This window comes from Paraburkholderia sp. TE9906 (assembly GCF_056279605.1).
This window is the reverse complement of sequence record NZ_JBWCCT010000002.1, coordinates 666207-684519: the sequence shown is the minus strand read 5'-3', so window position 1 is coordinate 684519 and position 18313 is coordinate 666207. Positions and strand designations below refer to the sequence as shown.

Here is an 18313-nt window from a genome sequence, read left to right as displayed (position 1 = left end):
CGTGGCCATCCGGAGAATTCTCACGCACCCGAGCGCCGCCGCGCGCCGCCGCGCGCCGCGCATCAATGCACATGTCGTTTTCGGAAGGATCTGATTTCTCCTCTTTGCGGCGCGCGATAAAACCTCCGTGCTTCAAACAAACATCAAGGAGAAAGAAGAGATGAAGACATTCCTGGGCACAACCGCATGCGCGGTGTCGGTGTTGCTGATGGCGGGCTGCACCGCCCCGCTCGATCGCGACAAGGAAACCTCGCTGAACAAGGCGGTCGGCATCGAAGTGACGCGCACGGCGGACGGCGTCGCGGTGAAGCTGCCCGAAACCGCGTTGTTCGATTTCAACCAATCCGAGGTACGGGCCGATTCGAGCGCGGTCGTCGATCGCTCCGCCGTGCTGCTCAAGCGTAGCAGGAAGCCGATCGTCGTCGAGGGCTATACCGACAATGTCGGCACGCTCGACTACAACCAGCGGTTATCCGAAGCGCGTGCGACCTCGGTGGGCTATGCACTGGTCGCACGCGGCGTGGCGCAGGATCGCATCCGCACGAAGGGCAACGCGTATAACAACCCGGTGGCGAGTAACGATACCCCCGAAGGCCGTGCGTTGAATCGCCGTACGGAAATCATCGTGCGCGGCGAGAGGCTCGATACGTTGATGGGTAAATAATTAGCCCGGAAATAGCGCATGAATCTTCCGGGCTCCTGGTTTAAGACGCATCGACATAAGACAAACCAGGATTTTCATAATCAACATCCCGATCTCCATTTATGGACGTTGATCGATTTTGTTTAGCTAACCATTATTAATTCAGGCCGACGCCGGATGAAACTTCGGCCCGTCGGCTGCTTCGATAAAAACACCAGGGAGTCACATTGAACATCGGAAATCATGCAGAAACTTCTGCGCGTATCGCTCATCTTGCGGCGCTCGTTTTGCGGCGCAGCGACGCCCCGCTTCGCGAGAAAGAACTGGCCGGCTCGGCACTAGCGCAACACCACACGTCGAAGCAAACCAGCAAAGCCATCGGCAGTCTCGCGGCCAAGGTACTCGGCGACAACACCTCCAGCCACGAGGCAAAAGAACTGGCCGGCTGCGTGCTGGCGCAAGTGCGTCATCTGACGGCCACGGTCTCCACCGCTCAATGAATCCTCGCTGACCGTTCGGGCTGACACCGCCGAGCCGCCATCGCACCGTCGCGCGGGGGGGCAAAAAAAATGCGCTGCCGAAGCAGCGCATTTTTCAGCAACGAGCGTCAGTGCGACGCTGTCGGCTCATGCTCAATTCGCACGAGACAGCAGCAGCGCATTGGTGCGCTTCACGAAGCTCGCCGGATCGTCCAGCGCGCCGCCTTCGGCGAGCAAAGCCTGATCGAACAACAGGTGACACCAGTCGTCGAAGTTGGCGCTGTCCGCGTGCAAGCCCTTCACCAGCGCATGCTCCGGATTCACTTCGAGAATCGGATGGAACGACGGCGCTTGCTGACCTGCGGCCTTCAGCATGCGTTGCAGGTAGCCGCTCATTTCGCCATCGTCGGCGATCAGGCACGACGGCGAGTCGGTCAGGCGGAACGTCAACCGCACGTCCTTCGCTTTGTCCTTCAGTGCTTCCTTCATTTTCTCGACGAGCGGCTTGAACTCTTCGCCCACCTTTTCCTGCGCCTGCTTTTCTTCGTCGTTCAACGCGCCCAGATCGAGATCACCGCGCGCCACGCTTTGCAGCGGCTTACCGTCGAATTCGGTCAGGTACGAGAGAATCCACTCATCGACGCGATCGGTCAGCAGCAGCACTTCCACGCCCTTCTTGCGGAACACTTCGAGGTGCGGGCTGTGGGTCGCGGCCTGCCAGGTGTCGGCGGTGACGTAGTAGATCTTCGTTTGCTCGGGCTTCATGCGCGCGACATAGTCGGCCAGCGAGACGGTCTGCTCCGGCGTTTCCGTATGCGTGGAAGCAAAGCGCACGAGCTTCGCGACGCGCTCGCGATTCGCAAAGTCTTCGCCGATGCCTTCCTTCAGCACCTGGCCGAATTCCTTCCAGAAGCCGGCGTACTTTTCGCGATCGGCTTCGTTTTCCGAGTTGGCCAGTTCTTCGAGCATCGAGAGCGAGCGCTTCGTCACGCCTTCGCGGATCGCCTTGACGTCACGGCTTTCCTGCAAGATTTCGCGCGACACGTTCAGCGGCAGATCGCTCGAATCGACCACACCCTTCACGAAGCGCAGATACGTGGGCAACAGTTGCTCGGCGTCGTCCATGATGAACACGCGCTTCACGTACAGCTTCAGCCCGCCGCGCTGCTCGCGGTTCCACAGGTCGAACGGCGCGTGGCTCGGCACGTACAGCAGTTGCGTGTATTCGCTGCGGCCTTCCACACGGTTGTGGGTCCACGCGAGCGGGTCCTGATGATCGTGCGCGAGGTGCTGGTAGAACTGCTTGTACTGCTCCTCGCTGATGTCGTTCTTCGCGCGGGTCCACAGCGCGCTCGCCTGATTGACGGTCTCGTCCTCGTCCTTCGTGACCATCGCGCTCTTTTCCGCGTCCCACTCTTCCTTCTGCATCAGGATCGGCAGCGCGACGTGGTCCGAGTACTTCTGGATGATCGACTTCAGACGATGCGCCGACAGCAGCTCGTCCTCATCGGCACGCAGATGCAGCGTGATGGTGGTGCCGCGCGCGGCGCGCTCGATCTGCTCCACCACGAAATCGCCCTCGCCCGCGCTGATCCAGCGCACGCCTTCCGAGGCCGGCAAACCGGCGCGGCGCGTTTCGACCGTGATCTTGTCCGCGACGATGAAGCCCGAATAGAAGCCCACGCCGAACTGGCCGATCAGCGCCGCATCTTTCTGCTGGTCGCCGGAGAGCTTGCCGAAGAATTCCTTGGTGCCCGAGCGCGCGATCGTGCCGAGGTTCGCGATCGCTTCGTCGCGGCTCATGCCGATGCCGTTGTCGTCGAGCGTGACGGTGCGCGCGTCTTTGTCGAACGACACGCGAATTCGCAGGTTCGGATCGTTCTCGTACAGCGCGCTGTTTTCGATCGCTTCGAAGCGCAGCTTGTCGGCCGCGTCGGATGCGTTGGAAATCAGCTCGCGCAGAAAGATTTCCTTGTTGCTGTACAGCGAATGGATCATCAGTTGCAGAAGCTGTTTCACTTCTGCCTGAAAGCTCATGGTTTCTTGTGCCATGGTCGGACTTCCTCTCTGTTGCGAATGGGGGTTCATCAGGTCAGGCGGGGTACTCGGGCGCCCGCGCCGTTCGGTGCGGCCGGCCGGGCCACCGGTATGCCGGCCACCAGATCGTGCGCCTAACTGGGGACGACCCGGCACGGTTTCAAGAGGCGCGCCGCGCGACACTGTCGAGATAGCGGCACAGAAACGTCGCCAGTTCAGGGTCGCCGCAATTGGCGATATTGAAGCGCATCCACGTCGTCGGCGACTGCTGCGGTGAAAACAGGCTGCCGGGCGTCAGCAGGAAGCCGCCTTCGTGCCCGGCGGCGGCCAGCGAACCCGCGTCGACGCCCGTGTCGACCCATAAGAACATGCCGGCCGCGGGCGTCAGAAACAGCTTCATGCCGGTCTTTTCCAGCATCCGCGCGGACTTTTCGCGCACGCCGTCGAGCCGCGCGCGCAATCGCTCGACATGCCGCCGATAGTGGCCCTCGGTCAGAATCTTATATAGGACGCGCTCGTTGAGCTCGGGGCTCGTCATGCCGACCAGCATCTTCTGGTTGCTGACCGCCGTCGCCACCTCCGGCGCGCACGCGATAAAGCCCACGCGCAGATTCGGCGCGAGCGTCTTCGAAAAACTGCCGAGGTAGATCACGCGCTTCAACTGGTCGAGGCTCGCGAGGCGCGTGCCCGGATGGCTCGGCGGGCATAGATCGCCGTAAATATCGTCTTCGACGACGATGAAATCGTACGCTTCGGCGAGGCGCAGAATGCGGAACGCCTGGGCCGCCGTCAGCGACGTGCCGGTCGGGTTCTGCAACACCGAGTTGATCACCAGCATTTTCGGCCGCCACGTCTGAACGAGCGTTTCGAGCGCGTCGAGATCGGGGCCGTCCGGCGTGTACGGCATGCCGACCAGCCGCGCGCCTTGCGACGCGAAGCAGCCGAACATCTGGAACCAGGCCGGATCGCCGACGATCACCGCTTCGCCCGGCTTCACGTAGATGCGCGAGATCAGGTCGATCGCCTGCGTGACACCCGACACCATCACGATCTGCTCCGGCGACGCGCCGATCTCCAGTTCTTCGAGCCGCGTCTGCAATTGCTGGCGCAGCGGCAGGAAACCCTGCGGCGTGCCGATGCCGAGCATCTGCGCGCCGCTTTGCCGCCCGAGCGTGCGCAATGCGTTGGTAATCAGGTCGCCGTCGAGCCAGCGCGCGGGCAGATAACCGAGACCCGGGCTGCGCTCGGGGCGCGTGCCGGTGTACAGCATGTTGCGCAACAGCCAGACCACGTCGATCTTGGCCGGCGCGGGCGCGCCCTCGGCAGGCGGGCGAATTTCCGTGACCGGCGCGCCGGCGAGCCGCTCGCGCACATAGAACCCGGAGCCGCGCCGCGACTCCAGATACCCTTGCGCCACCAGCCGCTCATACGCCTCGACCACCGTGAAGCGCGACACGCCCTTGTCGAGCGCGAGCTTGCGGATCGACGGCATGCGCATGCCGGGGCGGAACACGCGTTCCTCGATACGGCGGCGCGCCCACTGCACGAGCTGCTCGACCAGCGTCAGCGCTGACGTATCGTGCGGGGCGGGAATCTGGGCAAGCAAGACAGACATGACGGGCTCCAACTGTACCGAACAGTATCGAATCGATTGTACCGTTACTGTGCCGGTCGCCGCCGTTACATTTGAGTTCGACAAAGGATGGTGAGGCAGCGCCAAAGCGTGCGGACAAGGGTTCCGCCGCTCGCAACCGATCCGGCAACCCCGGTCCCGACACCATCCGCATGGCCCGCCGATCTGGCAAACGGTTATGCTTACGGCCCGGGCAGCAGCGCCGCCACATCTGGCGCGCACCGGCTTACCGCAGAAAACCGTTTCCTCGCTCCGTCATGACAGCTCATCCGCTCCGTCTCGATCACCTCGTGGTTTCAGCGCGCACCCTCGACGAGGGCACGCAGTACGTCGCCGATACGCTCGGCGTCGCGCCGGCTGGCGGCGGTGCGCATCCGCTGATGCGCACCCACAACCGGCTGCTGAATCTGTGGGGCGGCGTCTATCTGGAAGTGATCGCGATCGACCCGCACGCCGCGCCGGCGGCCGCTTCTGCCGCTTCTGCCGCTTCTGCCGCTTCTGCCGCTTCTGCCGCTTCTGCCGACCCCGCCGCCTCCGCCGACGCCGGCGCGCCGCGCCCCCGCCTGTTCGCCCTCGACGACCCGGCGACGCACGCGCGGCTCGAAAACGGCCCGTATCTGTCGCACTGGGTCGCCCGGGTCGAACGCCCGAAGCAGCTGAGAACGTGGCGAGCGCAGTTTCCACAGCGCATTCCGCCCATCGTGCCGATGACGCGCGGCGATTTCACCTGGGGCCTGTCGGTGCCTGACGACGGCGCTTTCCCGGCCTGGCAAGGCGCGGGCGACGGCGTGCTGCCCTCGCTGATCCAATGGGACTCGCCGCGCCATCCGTCGGATGCGCTGCCGCCCACGGGCATCGCGCTGAAAGCGCTAAAAGCCGTGCATCCGCAAGCCGATCCGGTGCGGGCGCAATTGCAGTGGCTCGGCGCCGCGCATCTGCTCGAATTGCAGTCCACCGACGGCGCCGCCGCGCTCGTCGCCGAATTTGAAACACCCGATGGTCTCCGGACCCTCAAATAAGCAGCGCGCGCGGGTCGCCGACTCGCGCGATAATTGAAGTTTTGACCGGTTCCAGAAATACCAAGCAGAGGAGAGCATGGACCAAAGCGACCTGAAAGCCCCGACGTGGCAATTGTCCGAACGCGCGCGCAAGCTCACGAGCTCCGCGATCCGCGAGATCCTGAAGGTCACGGAACGGCCCGAAGTCATTTCGTTCGCCGGCGGCCTGCCCTCGCCGGCCACCTTCCCGGCCGAGCGCATGCGCGAAGCCTCCGACCGCATTCTGCGCGATTCGCCCGCCGCGGCGCTGCAATACAGCGCGACCGAAGGCTACGCGCCGCTGCGTGAATGGATCGCGCAGCGCTATTCGGTCAACGGCGCGCAGATTCGCGCAAGCCAGGTGCTGATTACCACCGGCTCGCAACAGGCGCTCGATCTGCTCGGCAAAGTGCTGGTGTGCCCGGACAGCCCGGTGCTGGTCGAAACGCCGACCTACCTCGGCGCGCTGCAATCGTTCTCGATGTACGAGCCGCGCTACGTGCAGGTGGCCACCGACGAACAAGGCCTGATCCCCGAGGCGCTCACGGCGGAACTGACGAAGGGCGCGCGCCTGCTGTACGCGCAGCCGAACTTCCAGAATCCGACCGGCCGCCGTCTGCCGATCGAACGCCGCCGCGCGCTCGCCGAGTTTGCGAAGACCGCGCCGTTCCCGGTGATCGAAGACGATCCGTACGGCGCGCTCGACTACGCGGGCGAACCGCTGCCCACCATGCTGTCGATGGCGCCGGAACACATCGTCTATCTCGGCTCGTTCTCGAAGGTGCTCGCGCCCGGCCTGCGGGTCGGCTTCATCATCGCGCCCGAGGAATTGATCTTCAAACTCGTGCAGGCGAAGCAGGCCACCGACCTGCACACGCCGAGCTTCACGCAGCGCATCGTGCACGAAGTGATCAAGGACGGTTTCCTCGACACGCACGTGCCGACCATCCGCGAGCTGTATCGCAACCAGTGCGACGCGATGCTGTCCGCGCTCGAGCGCAACATGCCCGCAGGCGTGAGCTGGAACCGCCCGGAAGGCGGCATGTTCATCTGGGTGAATCTGCCCGCGCAGATCGACAGCATGAAGCTGCTCGAAGAAGCCGTCGCGCAGAACGTCGCGTTCGTGCCGGGCGGTCCGTTCTTCGCGAATGAAGCGCAACACAACACGCTGCGTCTGTCGTTCGTCACGGTGCCGCCGGCGAAAATCGACGAAGGCATCGGGCGTCTAGGCGCGCTGATCCGCGCGAAGCTCTGAGCACGCGCGGCCCGACCCGCGTGAGCGAATTCCACTACTGATCGAGGACACCATGGCTCAAACGAATGTGTACGACAAGCTGAAGGAACTGGGCATCGAACTGCCGGTCGCCGGCGCACCGGCAGCCGCGTATGTGATGAGCGCACAAAGCGGCAACACCGTGTACCTGTCCGGCCACATTGCGAAGAAAGACGGCAAGGTGTGGACGGGCAAGCTCGGTGCCACGCTCGGCACCGACGAAGGCAAGGCCGCGGCGCGCTCGATCGCCATCGACCTGCTCGCCACGCTGCATGCGCATGTGGGCGATCTGAACCGCGTCACGCGCATCGTCAAGCTGATGAGTCTCGTCAACTCGACGCCCGAGTTCACCGAACAGCATCTGGTCACCAACGGTGCGTCCGAACTGGTCGCCGACGTGTTCGGCGAGCGCGGCAAGCATGCGCGCTCGGCATTCGGCGTCGCGCAGATTCCGCTCGGCGCGTGCGTCGAGATCGAGATGATCGCTGAAGTCGAGTAACGAATACGCATGAGCAGCCGCACGGCGAAAGCCGCCGCGGCAACCCAGCGTGTGTAAGCCAGCGGTTCGCCGGCTAGTCCGTTCAGAACGCGTCGCGAGGTGCCTGTCACCCGCGGCGCGTTTTGCATTTGTGCAAAGGTGGATCGTTGACGCGCCAGCGGATAGAATCCGCGAATCCTACTCAATCGTTTGATTCGCTGGACCGCGCCATGCCCGCTCATACCGTCCGTTTCAAACAGGTCGACGTGTTCACGTCGGTGCCGTTCAAAGGCAATCCGCTCGCTGTCATATTCGACGCCGATAGGCTCGATGCGGATCAGATGCAAGCCATCGCCCGCTGGACCAATCTGTCCGAAACCACTTTCCTGTTGCAACCGACCGACCCGGCCGCCGACTATCGCGTGCGAATCTTCACGACGCATGGCGAATTGCCGTTCGCGGGACATCCGACGCTCGGCACCGCGCACGCGCTGCTCGAAAGCGGCTATCAGCCGAAGCAGGCCGGCAAGCTGGTTCAACAGTGCGGCGTGGGACTCGTCGAACTCGAAGCATTGAGTGGGCCGAACGACGGACCGAACGAAACCACACAAGGCGCATGGGCATTCGCCGCGCCACCCGCGCGGGTCACACCGCTCGCCGCGGATAGCTATAGCGAACTCGCTACGGCATTACGTAGTGATGCGATCGATTTCAGCGCGACGCCCTGCGCGGTCGACAACGGCGCACCATGGCTCGTGGTGCGTTTGAATTCGGCGCGCGATTGTCTCGCGCTCGACCCGGACGCCGCCGCGCTCGCTGAACTCGTGCATTCGGTCGACACGCACGGACTCGCGGCGTACGGCCCTCATGACGCCGACGGCCCCGCCACTTTCGAGGTACGCTGCCTGATGGCCGGCGGCGGTTTCGGCATCGGCGAAGACCCGGTGACCGGCAGCGCCAATGCCGCGCTGGCCGGTCTGTTGAGCGCGCAGCAACGTCGTCCCGGCACGCGCTATACGGCGCGCCAGGGCACCGTGCTGGGCCGCGCCGGTCAGGTTTCGGTACATTACGACGATGCACGCGGCAAGACGTGGATTGGTGGCTCATCGGTGACGATCGTCGACGGTACGTTCCGCTTGCCGTGAGCGACACGCGCTGAACCGGCTCGAATGCGGCGCGCCCGAGCTTGCGTGCTTGACCACGAAAGCGGCAGGGTTTTAACAATCGATGCGACTTGCATTACGACGAGCGCTGCGCCCAAGACCTGGCACACCTGAACACCGATTCCGATGAAATTGTCCAAACGTTCGCCAAGCCGCAGCCGCAAGGTGGACCGCGCCCATTGCAACATCAGCCGAACCGGTGCGTGTGCCGCAGCAGCGTATACCCGATGCGCGGACGCTTCCTTAATCCAGTGGCATTAAGTAATATCGAAACGTCCCCGCTGACCTGTGGTCGGTCAGGTCAGGCACGGCACCACGCCTCCTCCTGCGCAGCAGTTCCGGCACCTTGGTCACCATGCAGCCATCCATGAAATCAGCGCAGTCGATGCTCGCGTGTTTGCAGTCGGACGGCACTCAGGCACGGGCCGCGCGATGAGCCAATCCCGCTTCTCCGAGGCGCGTGAAGCCAAACCTCGTCGTGATCCCGCCGCCTCGCGCCGGCGGGCTCTGCTCGTCATCCCCGCGCTCGGCGTGCTGGTCCTGATCCTGCTTTGGACCGTGATCTTCGCGCGTCTGTCGGTCGAGAAGGAAGCCACTTACCGCGAAACCATGGCCTCTGCTGCGATTCTCTCCGCGGCGTTGGAGCAGCACACGATCAAGGCGATTCACCAGGTCGATCAGATCACCCGCTTCGTCAAATACGAGTTCGAGAAAACGCCGGAGCGTTTCGATCTCTCCAGCACGGTCGAGAAAGGCGTCGTGCAAAGCGAGACTTTGGTGCAGGTGTCGTTGATCGACGAACACGGCAAGCTGATCGCCAACACGGCCGAACTCAATCCCAAACGCATCGACCTGTCCGATCGCGAACACTTCAAGGTTCACGAGCACGAGAACGACGATCAGCTGTTTATCAGCAAGCCCGTGCTCGGCCGCGTCTCAGGCCATTGGACCTTGCAGATGACGCGCCGTCTGAATCATCCGGATGGTTCGTTCGCGGGCGTCGTGGTGGTCTCCGAAGACCCCAGCTATTTCACCAGCGATTTTTACAACAACGCGGCGATCGGCCATGAAGGCGTGATCGCCGTGATCTCGGACAACGGCGCCGTGCTCGCGCGGCGCACCGGTAGTGCCGACAGCACGAACGGCGCGTTCTCGGCGAGCGGCACTTATCCGACGTCGGAGCATGTGTCGGGCACCTATGTCGACTCGATCGACAACGTCACGCGTATCGTGTCGTACCGGCACATCGACGGTTATCCGCTCGGCGTACTGGTGGGCCTTTCGCAAGCCGAAGAATTCGCGGACTACAACCACACGCGCAATGTCTATCTGATGATGGCGGGCTTCATCTCGCTCGCGATGCTGAGTTTCTTCGCCGTTGCGACCGGTCTGATCGGCAAGCTGCTCGGCCGCGAGCGCGAGATGACGCATCTGGTCGAATACGATCTGCTCACCGGTTTGCGCAACCGCTATGCGACGCTGCAAACGCTGCGGCACGACGTGGCGCAGCCGGCCAACCTCGGACGCCTCGCGATTCTCTTCATCGACCTCGATAACTTCAAGACCGTCAACGACACGCTCGGCCACAACGCCGGCGACATCGTGCTGCAGATGACGGCCTCGCGGCTCGCCTCCGCGGTCGGTGAGGACGGCGCGTTGAGCCGCATCGGCGGCGACGAGTTCGTCGTCGTGATCAAGGGCGACGACGTCGAGAAGCGCGCGGTCGCGCTGGCCGAAGCCGCCGCCGACGCGTTCGCCAAACCCTTCGAAGTGCGCGGCAGTTCGTTCGTGCTGCATGCGAGCATCGGTATCGCGCTGTATTCGGTGGCCAACGAGAGCGAGATCGACCTGCTGAAGAAGGCCGACCTCGCGATGTACAGCGCGAAGGACGCGGGCAAGAACTGCTATCAGTTCTATTCGCCGCACTTGTCGCATCGCGCGGATCATTTGATGAAGTGGGAGCAGCAGTTGCGCGTCGCGCTTGCCGAAGGGCAACTGTTTCTCGCCTATCAGCCGAAGATCGATCTGACGCGCCGCTGCATCACCGGTTTCGAAGCGCTGGTGCGGTGGAACCATCCGCAGCACGGTTTGATTCCGGCCAACGAATTCATTCCGGTCGCCGAATCGACCGGCCTGATCGTGCCGATCGGCGACTTCGTGATCGAGACCGCGTGCCGGCAACTGGCGCTCTGGCAGCAACAGGGCTACGACACACTGTCGCTCGCGGTGAACATCTCGGCGGTACAGTTCTGGCGCGGCGATCTGTACAAAACCGTCTCGCAAGCGATCGAGGAAACCGGCATTTCCGCGCGCCGTCTCGAACTCGAAATCACCGAGACGGCGATGATGGAATATCCCGAACTCGTGTCGGAGAAAATCTTCGCGTTGAAGCGCCTCGGCGCGCGCATCGCGCTCGACGACTTCGGCACCGGCTATTCGTCGCTGTCCTATCTGAACCGCTTCTCGGTGGACACGCTGAAAGTGGACCGTTCGTTCATCCAGGCCATTCCGGGCGACCGCAGCGTCTGCGTGATGGTCACCGCGATCGTCAATCTGGCGCGCTCGCTCGGGCTCACGGTGGTGGTCGAAGGCACCGAAACCGAAGAGCAGATCGCCTGGCTCGCCGCGCTCGGTCATATCGAGGCGCAAGGCTTCCTGTTCTCGCGCCCGGTGCCGGTCGAGGCGATCCCCGCGCTGCTCGAACGCTTCGGCGTATGCGGAATGACCGGACGCCGCGACGCGCAGGAAACCGACAACACGAGCAGCGTGTCCAGCACCAACGAATGAGCACGCTGGCCGCGCGGCCACGGCGCACCGCGGCGTCGAAATACCGGCTACATTCACACTGAACCACGACGCCGCAGCGCGTCGCCTCATACCACGATGATCCCAAAGGACGGGCGCCCGCGAGCCGGACGCCCGTGGCGCCATGCAGACGATCATGAGCCAGGATGCAGTCAGACGAGGGGAACGGGAACCGCTATGGACGCTGTTCAGGGTCGTGTTCGCCTTGTCGGCGTTGTCGTGGGGCGGCCTCGCGCTCATGGCGCAACTCGAACATCATTACGTCGAACGCAAGGGACGGCTCTCGCGCATCGCCTTCTCCGATCTGATCGCGCTCGCGTGGATGGTGCCCGGGCCCGTGGGCTGCAACGTCGCCGTGCAACTGGGGCATGCCCTGCGCGGACGCGCCGGCGCGTGGGTCGCGGGCATCGCCAGCGTGCTGCCCTTCTTCATGCTGATGACGCTGTTCGCGATCTTCTATCGCACGCCGCTCGTGCGCGCCGCGGCTTCTCAGACTTTGCTCAATCACTTCAGCGTCGTGCTCGCCACGCTGATCGCGATCACCTGGTACAAGCAGACGCGCGCGCTGGTGCGCGGCAGGCTCGAATGGATCGCGGCAGTGCTCGGCTGCGTGGCGCTCTTCTATGCACACAGTCCCGCCGCTTATGTCGTGATGCTCGCGGCGGCCTTCAGCGCAGGCTGGGTCGTGAGCCCGGTGCGCGACGCGCGCCTCGTCGTGTCGCTCAGGCGCGGCGACTGGCAGGTGCTGGCCGCCTTGTGCGTGTTGCTCGTGCTGTTCGCGTTGCCGCTGCCACATCGCTACGAACTGGCGCTGTTGTGGCCGCGCCTCGCCGGCGCCGGGATGACGCTGTTCGGCGGCGGCTTCTCGGCGCTGCCGGTGCTCAGGACGCTGTTCGTCACGCCAGCGATCGGCGTATCGGATAACGACTTCACGCTGGCGTTTTCGCTGTCGCCGTTGTCACCGGGACCGCTGTTGAACGTGGTGCCGTTCTTCGGCTACCTGGTGGACGGCTGGGTCGGTGCGCTGATTGCGACGCTCGCGCTATTCGTGCCGTCGGGCTGTCTCGTCGTGCTCGCGCAGCGGCATCTGCATCAGTTGAAGGCAAATCCGCGTTTCGAGCATGGCATGCGGACTCTGCGCGCGGTGACGACTGCGTTTCTCGCCGTCGCCGTGCTGCGCATTGGGGCGCATGTGCCTTTCAAGCCGCTCTATCTGCTGACCGCGGTGTTCTCCGGCATGTGCTTCGCGAAGCTCAAGGTGCCGGTGTACGTGGTGTATGGAACGGTGGCGGTGGTTTGCGGGTTGTGGCTGGCTTATGGCGCGCTGCCTTGAGCGGCAGTGGCGGCAGAGATAAAAACCGTGGCGATCGAGGCGATAAACGAGGCGATAGACGAGGTGATCAACGAAGTAATCCGCCACGCGATAACCGAAGCGACAGCCGAAGCGGCCATCGCAACACTCCCCGCAGACCCTGTCCTCAGAACCCGCGCGACAACACGGCGACGCCGATCGTCACGACGCCGAGCACGATATTGATCAGCACCAGACGCCGGACCGTGCCCACCGCCTGCGCGCCGTCGGGCCATTTCTGCGCCTGTACCGCGCGGCGAATGCGCGGGAAAACGGCAAAGCGGATGTGGCCGAAGATCAGCATCATCACGATGCCGAGGCCCGCCATCGCATGCAACGGCCACGTGGCGTGACCGCCGCCGAACTGCATCAGCAGAAAGCCGCCGGTGAGAAGAATCACCAGCACGGCGGCGGCGACCCAATTGAAGAAGCGGCCGAACACCGATTCCCACAGCGGCAAGCGCAATTGCGGCGACAGATCGGCAATGGCCGGACGCAGACAGAAATGCGCGAAGATCATCCCGCCTACCCATACCGCGACCGCGAGCAGATGCAGAAAGAGTGCGAGTTCGATAGCTTTGTTCATGTACTTTTCCTCTCCCGACGACGACACCGCACCGCTTGGGACGATTGATACCGGCAGCGGCCATTGAGCGCGTTCGACCGCGCGTCATGCACGCAGTTCCGGACGCCCGAAGCTTTGCCGCCGATTTTGTAGTTGTTATTGCAGCGCGCCTGATGCCACGACGCCGCTACTCCCCGACTTTGCTACTTCGCACGCACTTTTTTACTGCGCACGGCGGGCGCCTGCATGCTAGCAGACGAGCGCCGTGTTTAAACGTCAAACTTCGTCAAGCCAGCACCGGACGCATACCGTCGAGCTTCATCTTGCTCTCCGGCGCACGCCCCTTTCGCGCGCGCTTGCCGACATGCGGCGCGAGCGCGGCAGGGCCGAGCTTCTCTTCGTCCGTCCGGCCGCCACGGCGCGTACCGATCAGCACCACACCCGCATGGTTGATCGCCAGCGCCTGCAGCAGCGTTTCGTTGTCGTCGAGCGCCATCAGCGTGACGCCGCGTCCGCCGCCCGAGAGCGTCTTCATCTCGTCGAGCGCGAACACCAGCAGACGCCCGCCCGACGACAGGCACGCGATGTGCGTCGCATCCGGCAACATCGGCATCGGCGCGAGCGGTGCGGCTCCGGCGTCGATCGTCATGAACGACTTGCCCGCCTTCACGCGGCTCACCATGTCGCCGACTTTCGCGACGAAACCGAATCCGTTGCTCGATGCGAGCAGCAACGCCTGATCCGCGGACGCCGCGTAGTAATGCATCAGGTGGCTGCCCGACTCCAGTTCGATCAGCGACGTGACCGGCACGCCGTCGCCACGGCCGCCCGGCAACAGGGCCACCGCCACCGAATAGACGCGGCCGTTGCTGCCCCACGCGACCAGCGTATCCGGCGTGCGGCACTGGAATGCCGCGTAGAGACCGTCGCCCGCCTTGAACGTGAAGCCTGCCGCGTCGAGACCGTGGCCCTTCAGCGCACGTACCCAGCCCTTCTGCGACACCACCACCGTGACCGGTTCGTCGACCACGCGCGCTTCGAAAGTCGCGCGCTTTTCCTGCTGGATCAGCGTGCGGCGCTCGTCGCCGTACTGTTTCGCGTCGGCTTCGATTTCCTTGATGAGCAGACGCTTCATCGCCGATTCGCTGCCGAGCAGTTCTTCGAGCTTGGCCTTCTCGTCGCGCAGTTCGGACAGTTCCTTCTCGATCTTGATCTTTTCGAGCCGCGCCAACTGACGCAGACGGATTTCAAGAATGTCCTCGGCCTGGCGATCCGACAAGCCGAATGCGGCCATCAGCGCGACCTTCGGTTCGTCCGACTCGCGAATGATGCGGATGACTTCGTCGATATTCAAAAAGACGATCATCCGGCCTTCGAGGATGTGAATCCGGTCGTCGACCTTCGACAGGCGATGCCGCGTGCGGCGCGTGACCGTCGCGAAACGGAACGCGATCCACTCGTGCAGGATTTCGCTCAACCCCTTCTGACGCGGACGGCCGTCACCGCCCACCATCACCATGTTCAGCGACGCATTCGATTCGAGGCTCGTGTGCGCGAGCAGCGAATTGACGAACTCGGTCTGGTCGATTCGGCTCGACTTCGGTTCGAACACGAGACGCACCGGCGCGTCCTTGCCGGACTCGTCGCGCACCGCGTCGAGGAGCGCCAGCATGGTCTGCTTGGTCTGCAACTGCTCCGGCGTGAGCGTCTTCTTGCCGAGCTTGATCTTCGGGTTGGTCTGCTCTTCGATTTCTTCGAGCACCTTCTGCGCGGTCGTGTTCGGCGGCAGTTCGGTGATCACCAGTTGCCACTGGCCGCGCGCGAGCTCTTCGATCTTCCAGCGCGCGCGCACTTTCAGGCTGCCGCGGCCGGCTTCGTACGCCGCGGAGATTTCCGCCTCGCTCGAAATGATCTGGCCGCCGCCCGGGAAGTCCGGACCCGGAATGTGCTGCATCAACTCGGCATGCGACAGCTTCGGATTGCGAATCAGCGCCACCGCCGCGCCCGCGACTTCGCGCAGATTGTGCGACGGAATTTCCGTCGCCAGCCCCACCGCGATACCCGACGCGCCGTTCAGCAACACGAACGGCAAACGCGCCGGCAGCGTCTTCGGCTCCTGGAACGAGCCGTCGTAGTTCGACATGAAATCGACCGTGCCCTGGTCGATTTCGCTGAGCAGCAGTTTCGCGATCGGCGTGAGACGCGCTTCCGTGTAACGCATCGCCGCCGCGCCGTCGCCGTCGCGCGAGCCGAAGTTGCCCTGACCGTCGATCAGCGGATAGCGCATCGAAAAGTCCTGCGCGAGACGCACCAGCGCGTCATAGGCGGACTGGTCGCCGTGCGGGTGATACTTGCCGAGCACGTCGCCGACCACGCGCGCCGACTTGACCGGCTTCGCAGTGTCGGCGAGGCCCATCTCGTTCATCGCGAACAGGATGCGGCGCTGCACCGGCTTCTGGCCGTCGCACACGTCCGGCAGCGCGCGGCCCTTGACCACGCTCACCGCATACTCGAGGTACGCGCGCTCCGCATAGTTGCCGAGCGTCAGAAAGTCGCCTTCGGGGGGCGCCGGCTCGTTGAAAAGGTCGAGAGTGTTATCGTCGTCCATCTAGATTCCGTATCCGTGTTTGGCTTGAAGTTCTGGTTCGAATGCCGAGCGCTGTGCAGGTTAAAAAACCCGCGCTCAGATGTCCGCTTCCACTTCGTTGCCCTTTTCTTCCAGCCAGCTGCGCCGCGACGCCGCTTCGCCCTTGCCCATCAGCATTGTCATGCGCGCGACCGTGGCGTCGTAGTCGAGCGCGCCCAGTGCGACCGGCTGCAGACGCCGCGTGTCGGGGTTCATCGTGGTGTCCCACAACTGCTCCGCGCTCATTTCGCCGAGGCCCTTGAAGCGGCTGATCGACCATTGCGATTCGCGCACGCCGTCCTTGGTCAGCTTGTCGAGGATCGCTTCGAGTTCGCCTTCGTCGAGCGCGTAGAGCTTCTGCGCCGGCTTCTTGCCGCGCGCGGGAGCATCCACGCGGAACAGCGGCGGACGCGCGACGCACACATGGCCACGCTCGATCAGTTGCGGGAAATGCTTGAAGAACAGCGTGAGCAGCAGCACCTGGATGTGCGAGCCGTCGACGTCAGCGTCCGACAGAATGCAGATCTTGCCGTAGCGCAGATTCGACAGATCGACCTTGTCATCGGGGCTGTGCGGATCGACGCCGATAGCCACCGAGATGTCGTGCACCTCGTTGTTCGCGAACAGGCGGTCACGCTCGGTTTCCCACGTGTTCAGCACCTTGCCGCGCAGCGGCAGGATCGCCTGGTATTCCTTATCGCGCCCCATCTTCGCCGAGCCGCCCGCCGAGTCGCCCTCGACGAGGAACAGTTCGTTGCGGCCGATTTCCGTCGATTCGCAATCGGTCAGCTTGCCCGGCAGCACCGCGACGCCCGAGCTCTTGCGCTTCTCGACCTTCTGGCCTGCGCGCGTGCGCGCCTGCGCCTGCTTGATGACGAGGTCCGCGAGTTTCTTGCCGTGCTCGACGTGCTGATTGAGCCACAACTCGAGCGCAGGCCGCGCGAACGACGACACCAGCTTGACCGCATCGCGGCTATTCAGGCGTTCCTTGATCTGCCCTTGAAACTGCGGATCGAGCACCTTCGCCGACAGCACGAACGACACCCGCGCGAACACGTCTTCCGCGAGCAGCTTCACGCCCTTCGGCTGCAGGTTGTGCAACTCGACGAAGCTCTTGACCGCCTGGTACAGACCGTCGCGCAAACCGGATTCGTGCGTGCCGCCCGCGGGCGTCGGAATCAGGTTGACGTACGACTCGCGCATCAGCGTGCCTTCCTCGCTCCACGCGACGACCCATGCGGCGCCCTCGCCTTCGGCGAACGTCTCTTCGCTCGCGCGCGAGTTTTCGACGTAGCGCTCGCCTTCGAACAGCGGGATCAGCAGGTCGCTGCCGTTCATGCCTTCGAGCAGATAGCCGCGCAGGCCGTCTTCGTATTTCCAGCTTTGCTGCTCGCCGGTTTTTTCGTTGATCAGCGTGACTTCGACGCCCGGCAGCAGCACCGCCTTCGAGCGCAGCAGACGTTGCAGTTCGCCGAGCGGCAGGTTCGGCGAGTCGAAGTATTTCGGATCGGCCCATGCGGTGACGCGCGTGCCGGACTTCTTGTCGCCCTTCGTAGCGGGCCGCACTTCGAGCTGTTTCGCGACGTCGCCATGGGCAAAGCTCAGTTCCGCGACCTTGCCGTCTCGCCAGACAGTGACGTCGAGGCGCGTGGACAGCGCGTTGGTGACCGACACGCCGACGCCGTGCAGGCCGCCCGAAAACGTGTACGCGCCGCCGGCGGCCTTGTCGAACTTGCCGCCCGCGTGCAGGCGCGTGTAAACGATTTCAATGACCGGCACGCCTTCTTCCGGATGCAGGCCGAACGGAATGCCGCGACCGTCGTCTTCGACCGACACCGAATGGTCCGCGTGCAGCGTGACCGTGATTTGCCGGCCGTGGCCGCCGAGGGCCTCGTCCGACGCGTTGTCGATGACTTCCTGAATGATGTGCAGCGGATTTTCGGTGCGGGTGTACATCCCGGGCCGTTGCTTGACCGGCTCCAGGCCCTTCAACACCTTGATCGACGCTTCGCTATACGCGGCGTTTGGCTTTTTCGTAGACATGGTTGACTCGGGTGCGTCGGTTCATCGTTGTCCACAGGTCCTGTGGACAGGTCCGTGGACAATGCGTTGAGTTTTCAAAAAAAGCAAAACGAAACAACGGGGTTAGGTGGGATGCCCGCGATGCGGGCAAGCTGTTTTGTCGTGCGGCTTCCCGTTGGCGCGCTCAACGGCGTTCATCGT

13 protein-coding genes are annotated in these 18313 nt (G+C 63.7%); 8 read left to right on the top strand and 5 right to left on the bottom strand.

Features of this window, described 5'->3' with window-relative positions; genetic code table 11:
- Nucleotides 1-160: 160 nt before the first annotated feature.
- Together ACZ9H4_RS06925 and ACZ9H4_RS06920 are read left to right on the top strand one after the other, a co-directional pair.
- Nucleotides 161-664: an OmpA family protein gene (locus ACZ9H4_RS06925; RefSeq protein WP_476118557.1), complete on the top strand. Its 504-nt coding sequence runs from the start codon at nucleotides 161-163 to the stop codon at nucleotides 662-664.
- 206 nt (nucleotides 665-870) lie between these two features.
- Nucleotides 871-1143, top strand: a complete 273-nt coding sequence (locus ACZ9H4_RS06920; protein WP_408324506.1) for a hypothetical protein — start codon at nucleotides 871-873, stop codon at nucleotides 1141-1143.
- Nucleotides 1144-1275: 132 nt separating this feature from the next.
- On the opposite strand, the gene htpG is transcribed toward ACZ9H4_RS06920, so the two are convergent.
- Nucleotides 1276-3174, bottom strand: coding sequence for a molecular chaperone HtpG (gene htpG, locus ACZ9H4_RS06915; protein ID WP_476118556.1), 1899 nt, complete (start codon nucleotides 3172-3174; stop codon nucleotides 1276-1278).
- 145 nt (nucleotides 3175-3319) lie between these two features.
- Nucleotides 3320-4774 carry an aminotransferase-like domain-containing protein gene (locus tag ACZ9H4_RS06910; protein ID WP_408324509.1) on the bottom strand — a complete coding sequence of 485 codons (1455 nt, stop codon included), beginning with the start codon at nucleotides 4772-4774 and terminating at the stop codon, nucleotides 3320-3322.
- 275 nt (nucleotides 4775-5049) lie between these two features.
- On the opposite strand from ACZ9H4_RS06910, the gene ACZ9H4_RS06905 reads away from it, so the two are divergent.
- The 6 genes from ACZ9H4_RS06905 (at nucleotide 5050) to ACZ9H4_RS06880 (ending at nucleotide 12881) form a co-directional block, all read left to right on the top strand.
- On the top strand, nucleotides 5050-5811 hold the full coding sequence (locus tag ACZ9H4_RS06905) for a VOC family protein (RefSeq protein WP_476118554.1): 762 nt from the start codon (nucleotides 5050-5052) through the stop codon (nucleotides 5809-5811).
- Between the two features lie 76 nt (nucleotides 5812-5887).
- A complete protein-coding gene (locus tag ACZ9H4_RS06900; RefSeq protein ID WP_408141666.1) occupies nucleotides 5888-7084 on the top strand; it encodes an aminotransferase-like domain-containing protein in 1197 nt (398 codons plus the stop codon).
- 52 nt (nucleotides 7085-7136) lie between these two features.
- Nucleotides 7137-7601 carry a RidA family protein gene (locus ACZ9H4_RS06895; RefSeq protein WP_121316893.1) on the top strand — a complete coding sequence of 155 codons (465 nt, stop codon included), beginning with the start codon at nucleotides 7137-7139 and terminating at the stop codon, nucleotides 7599-7601.
- Nucleotides 7602-7810: 209 nt separating this feature from the next.
- The gene (locus tag ACZ9H4_RS06890) at nucleotides 7811-8725 is read left to right on the top strand and encodes a PhzF family phenazine biosynthesis protein (protein ID WP_408324514.1); all 915 of its coding nucleotides are present in this window, start codon (nucleotides 7811-7813) and stop codon (nucleotides 8723-8725) included.
- A 450-nt stretch (nucleotides 8726-9175) separates the two neighbouring features.
- On the top strand, nucleotides 9176-11530 hold the full coding sequence (locus ACZ9H4_RS06885; protein ID WP_408153860.1) for a bifunctional diguanylate cyclase/phosphodiesterase: 2355 nt from the start codon (nucleotides 9176-9178) through the stop codon (nucleotides 11528-11530).
- A gap of 142 nt (nucleotides 11531-11672) precedes the next feature.
- Nucleotides 11673-12881, top strand: coding sequence for a chromate transporter (locus ACZ9H4_RS06880; RefSeq protein ID WP_476118553.1), 1209 nt, complete (start codon nucleotides 11673-11675; stop codon nucleotides 12879-12881).
- Nucleotides 12882-13026: 145 nt separating this feature from the next.
- Here the strand turns inward: ACZ9H4_RS06880 and ACZ9H4_RS06875 are convergent, their stop codons facing one another.
- The 3 genes from ACZ9H4_RS06875 to ACZ9H4_RS06865 all read right to left on the bottom strand — a co-directional run bounded on the left by ACZ9H4_RS06875 (nucleotide 13027) and on the right by ACZ9H4_RS06865 (nucleotide 18133).
- Nucleotides 13027-13485, bottom strand: coding sequence for a CopD family protein (locus ACZ9H4_RS06875; protein ID WP_121316889.1), 459 nt, complete (start codon nucleotides 13483-13485; stop codon nucleotides 13027-13029).
- Nucleotides 13486-13750: 265 nt separating this feature from the next.
- Nucleotides 13751-16072, bottom strand: coding sequence for a DNA topoisomerase IV subunit A (parC, locus tag ACZ9H4_RS06870; protein ID WP_476118552.1), 2322 nt, complete (start codon nucleotides 16070-16072; stop codon nucleotides 13751-13753).
- Nucleotides 16073-16147: 75 nt separating this feature from the next.
- Nucleotides 16148-18133 carry a DNA topoisomerase IV subunit B gene (locus ACZ9H4_RS06865; protein ID WP_408153856.1) on the bottom strand — a complete coding sequence of 662 codons (1986 nt, stop codon included), beginning with the start codon at nucleotides 18131-18133 and terminating at the stop codon, nucleotides 16148-16150.
- Nucleotides 18134-18313 lie beyond the last annotated feature (180 nt).

Coding starts and splice junctions, on each gene's coding strand:
- ACZ9H4_RS06925 (WP_476118557.1), top strand. CDS start 161: ATGAAGACATTCCTGGGCACAACCGCATGCGCGGTGTCGGTGTTGCTG.
- htpG (WP_476118556.1), bottom strand. CDS start 3,174: ATGGCACAAGAAACCATGAGCTTTCAGGCAGAAGTGAAACAGCTTCTG.
- ACZ9H4_RS06910 (WP_408324509.1), bottom strand. CDS start 4,774: ATGTCTGTCTTGCTTGCCCAGATTCCCGCCCCGCACGATACGTCAGCG.
- ACZ9H4_RS06905 (WP_476118554.1), top strand. CDS start 5,050: ATGACAGCTCATCCGCTCCGTCTCGATCACCTCGTGGTTTCAGCGCGC.
- ACZ9H4_RS06900 (WP_408141666.1), top strand. CDS start 5,888: ATGGACCAAAGCGACCTGAAAGCCCCGACGTGGCAATTGTCCGAACGC.
- ACZ9H4_RS06895 (WP_121316893.1), top strand. CDS start 7,137: ATGGCTCAAACGAATGTGTACGACAAGCTGAAGGAACTGGGCATCGAA.
- ACZ9H4_RS06890 (WP_408324514.1), top strand. CDS start 7,811: ATGCCCGCTCATACCGTCCGTTTCAAACAGGTCGACGTGTTCACGTCG.
- ACZ9H4_RS06885 (WP_408153860.1), top strand. CDS start 9,176: ATGAGCCAATCCCGCTTCTCCGAGGCGCGTGAAGCCAAACCTCGTCGT.
- ACZ9H4_RS06880 (WP_476118553.1), top strand. CDS start 11,673: ATGCAGACGATCATGAGCCAGGATGCAGTCAGACGAGGGGAACGGGAA.
- ACZ9H4_RS06875 (WP_121316889.1), bottom strand. CDS start 13,485: ATGAACAAAGCTATCGAACTCGCACTCTTTCTGCATCTGCTCGCGGTC.
- parC (WP_476118552.1), bottom strand. CDS start 16,072: ATGGACGACGATAACACTCTCGACCTTTTCAACGAGCCGGCGCCCCCC.
- ACZ9H4_RS06865 (WP_408153856.1), bottom strand. CDS start 18,133: ATGTCTACGAAAAAGCCAAACGCCGCGTATAGCGAAGCGTCGATCAAG.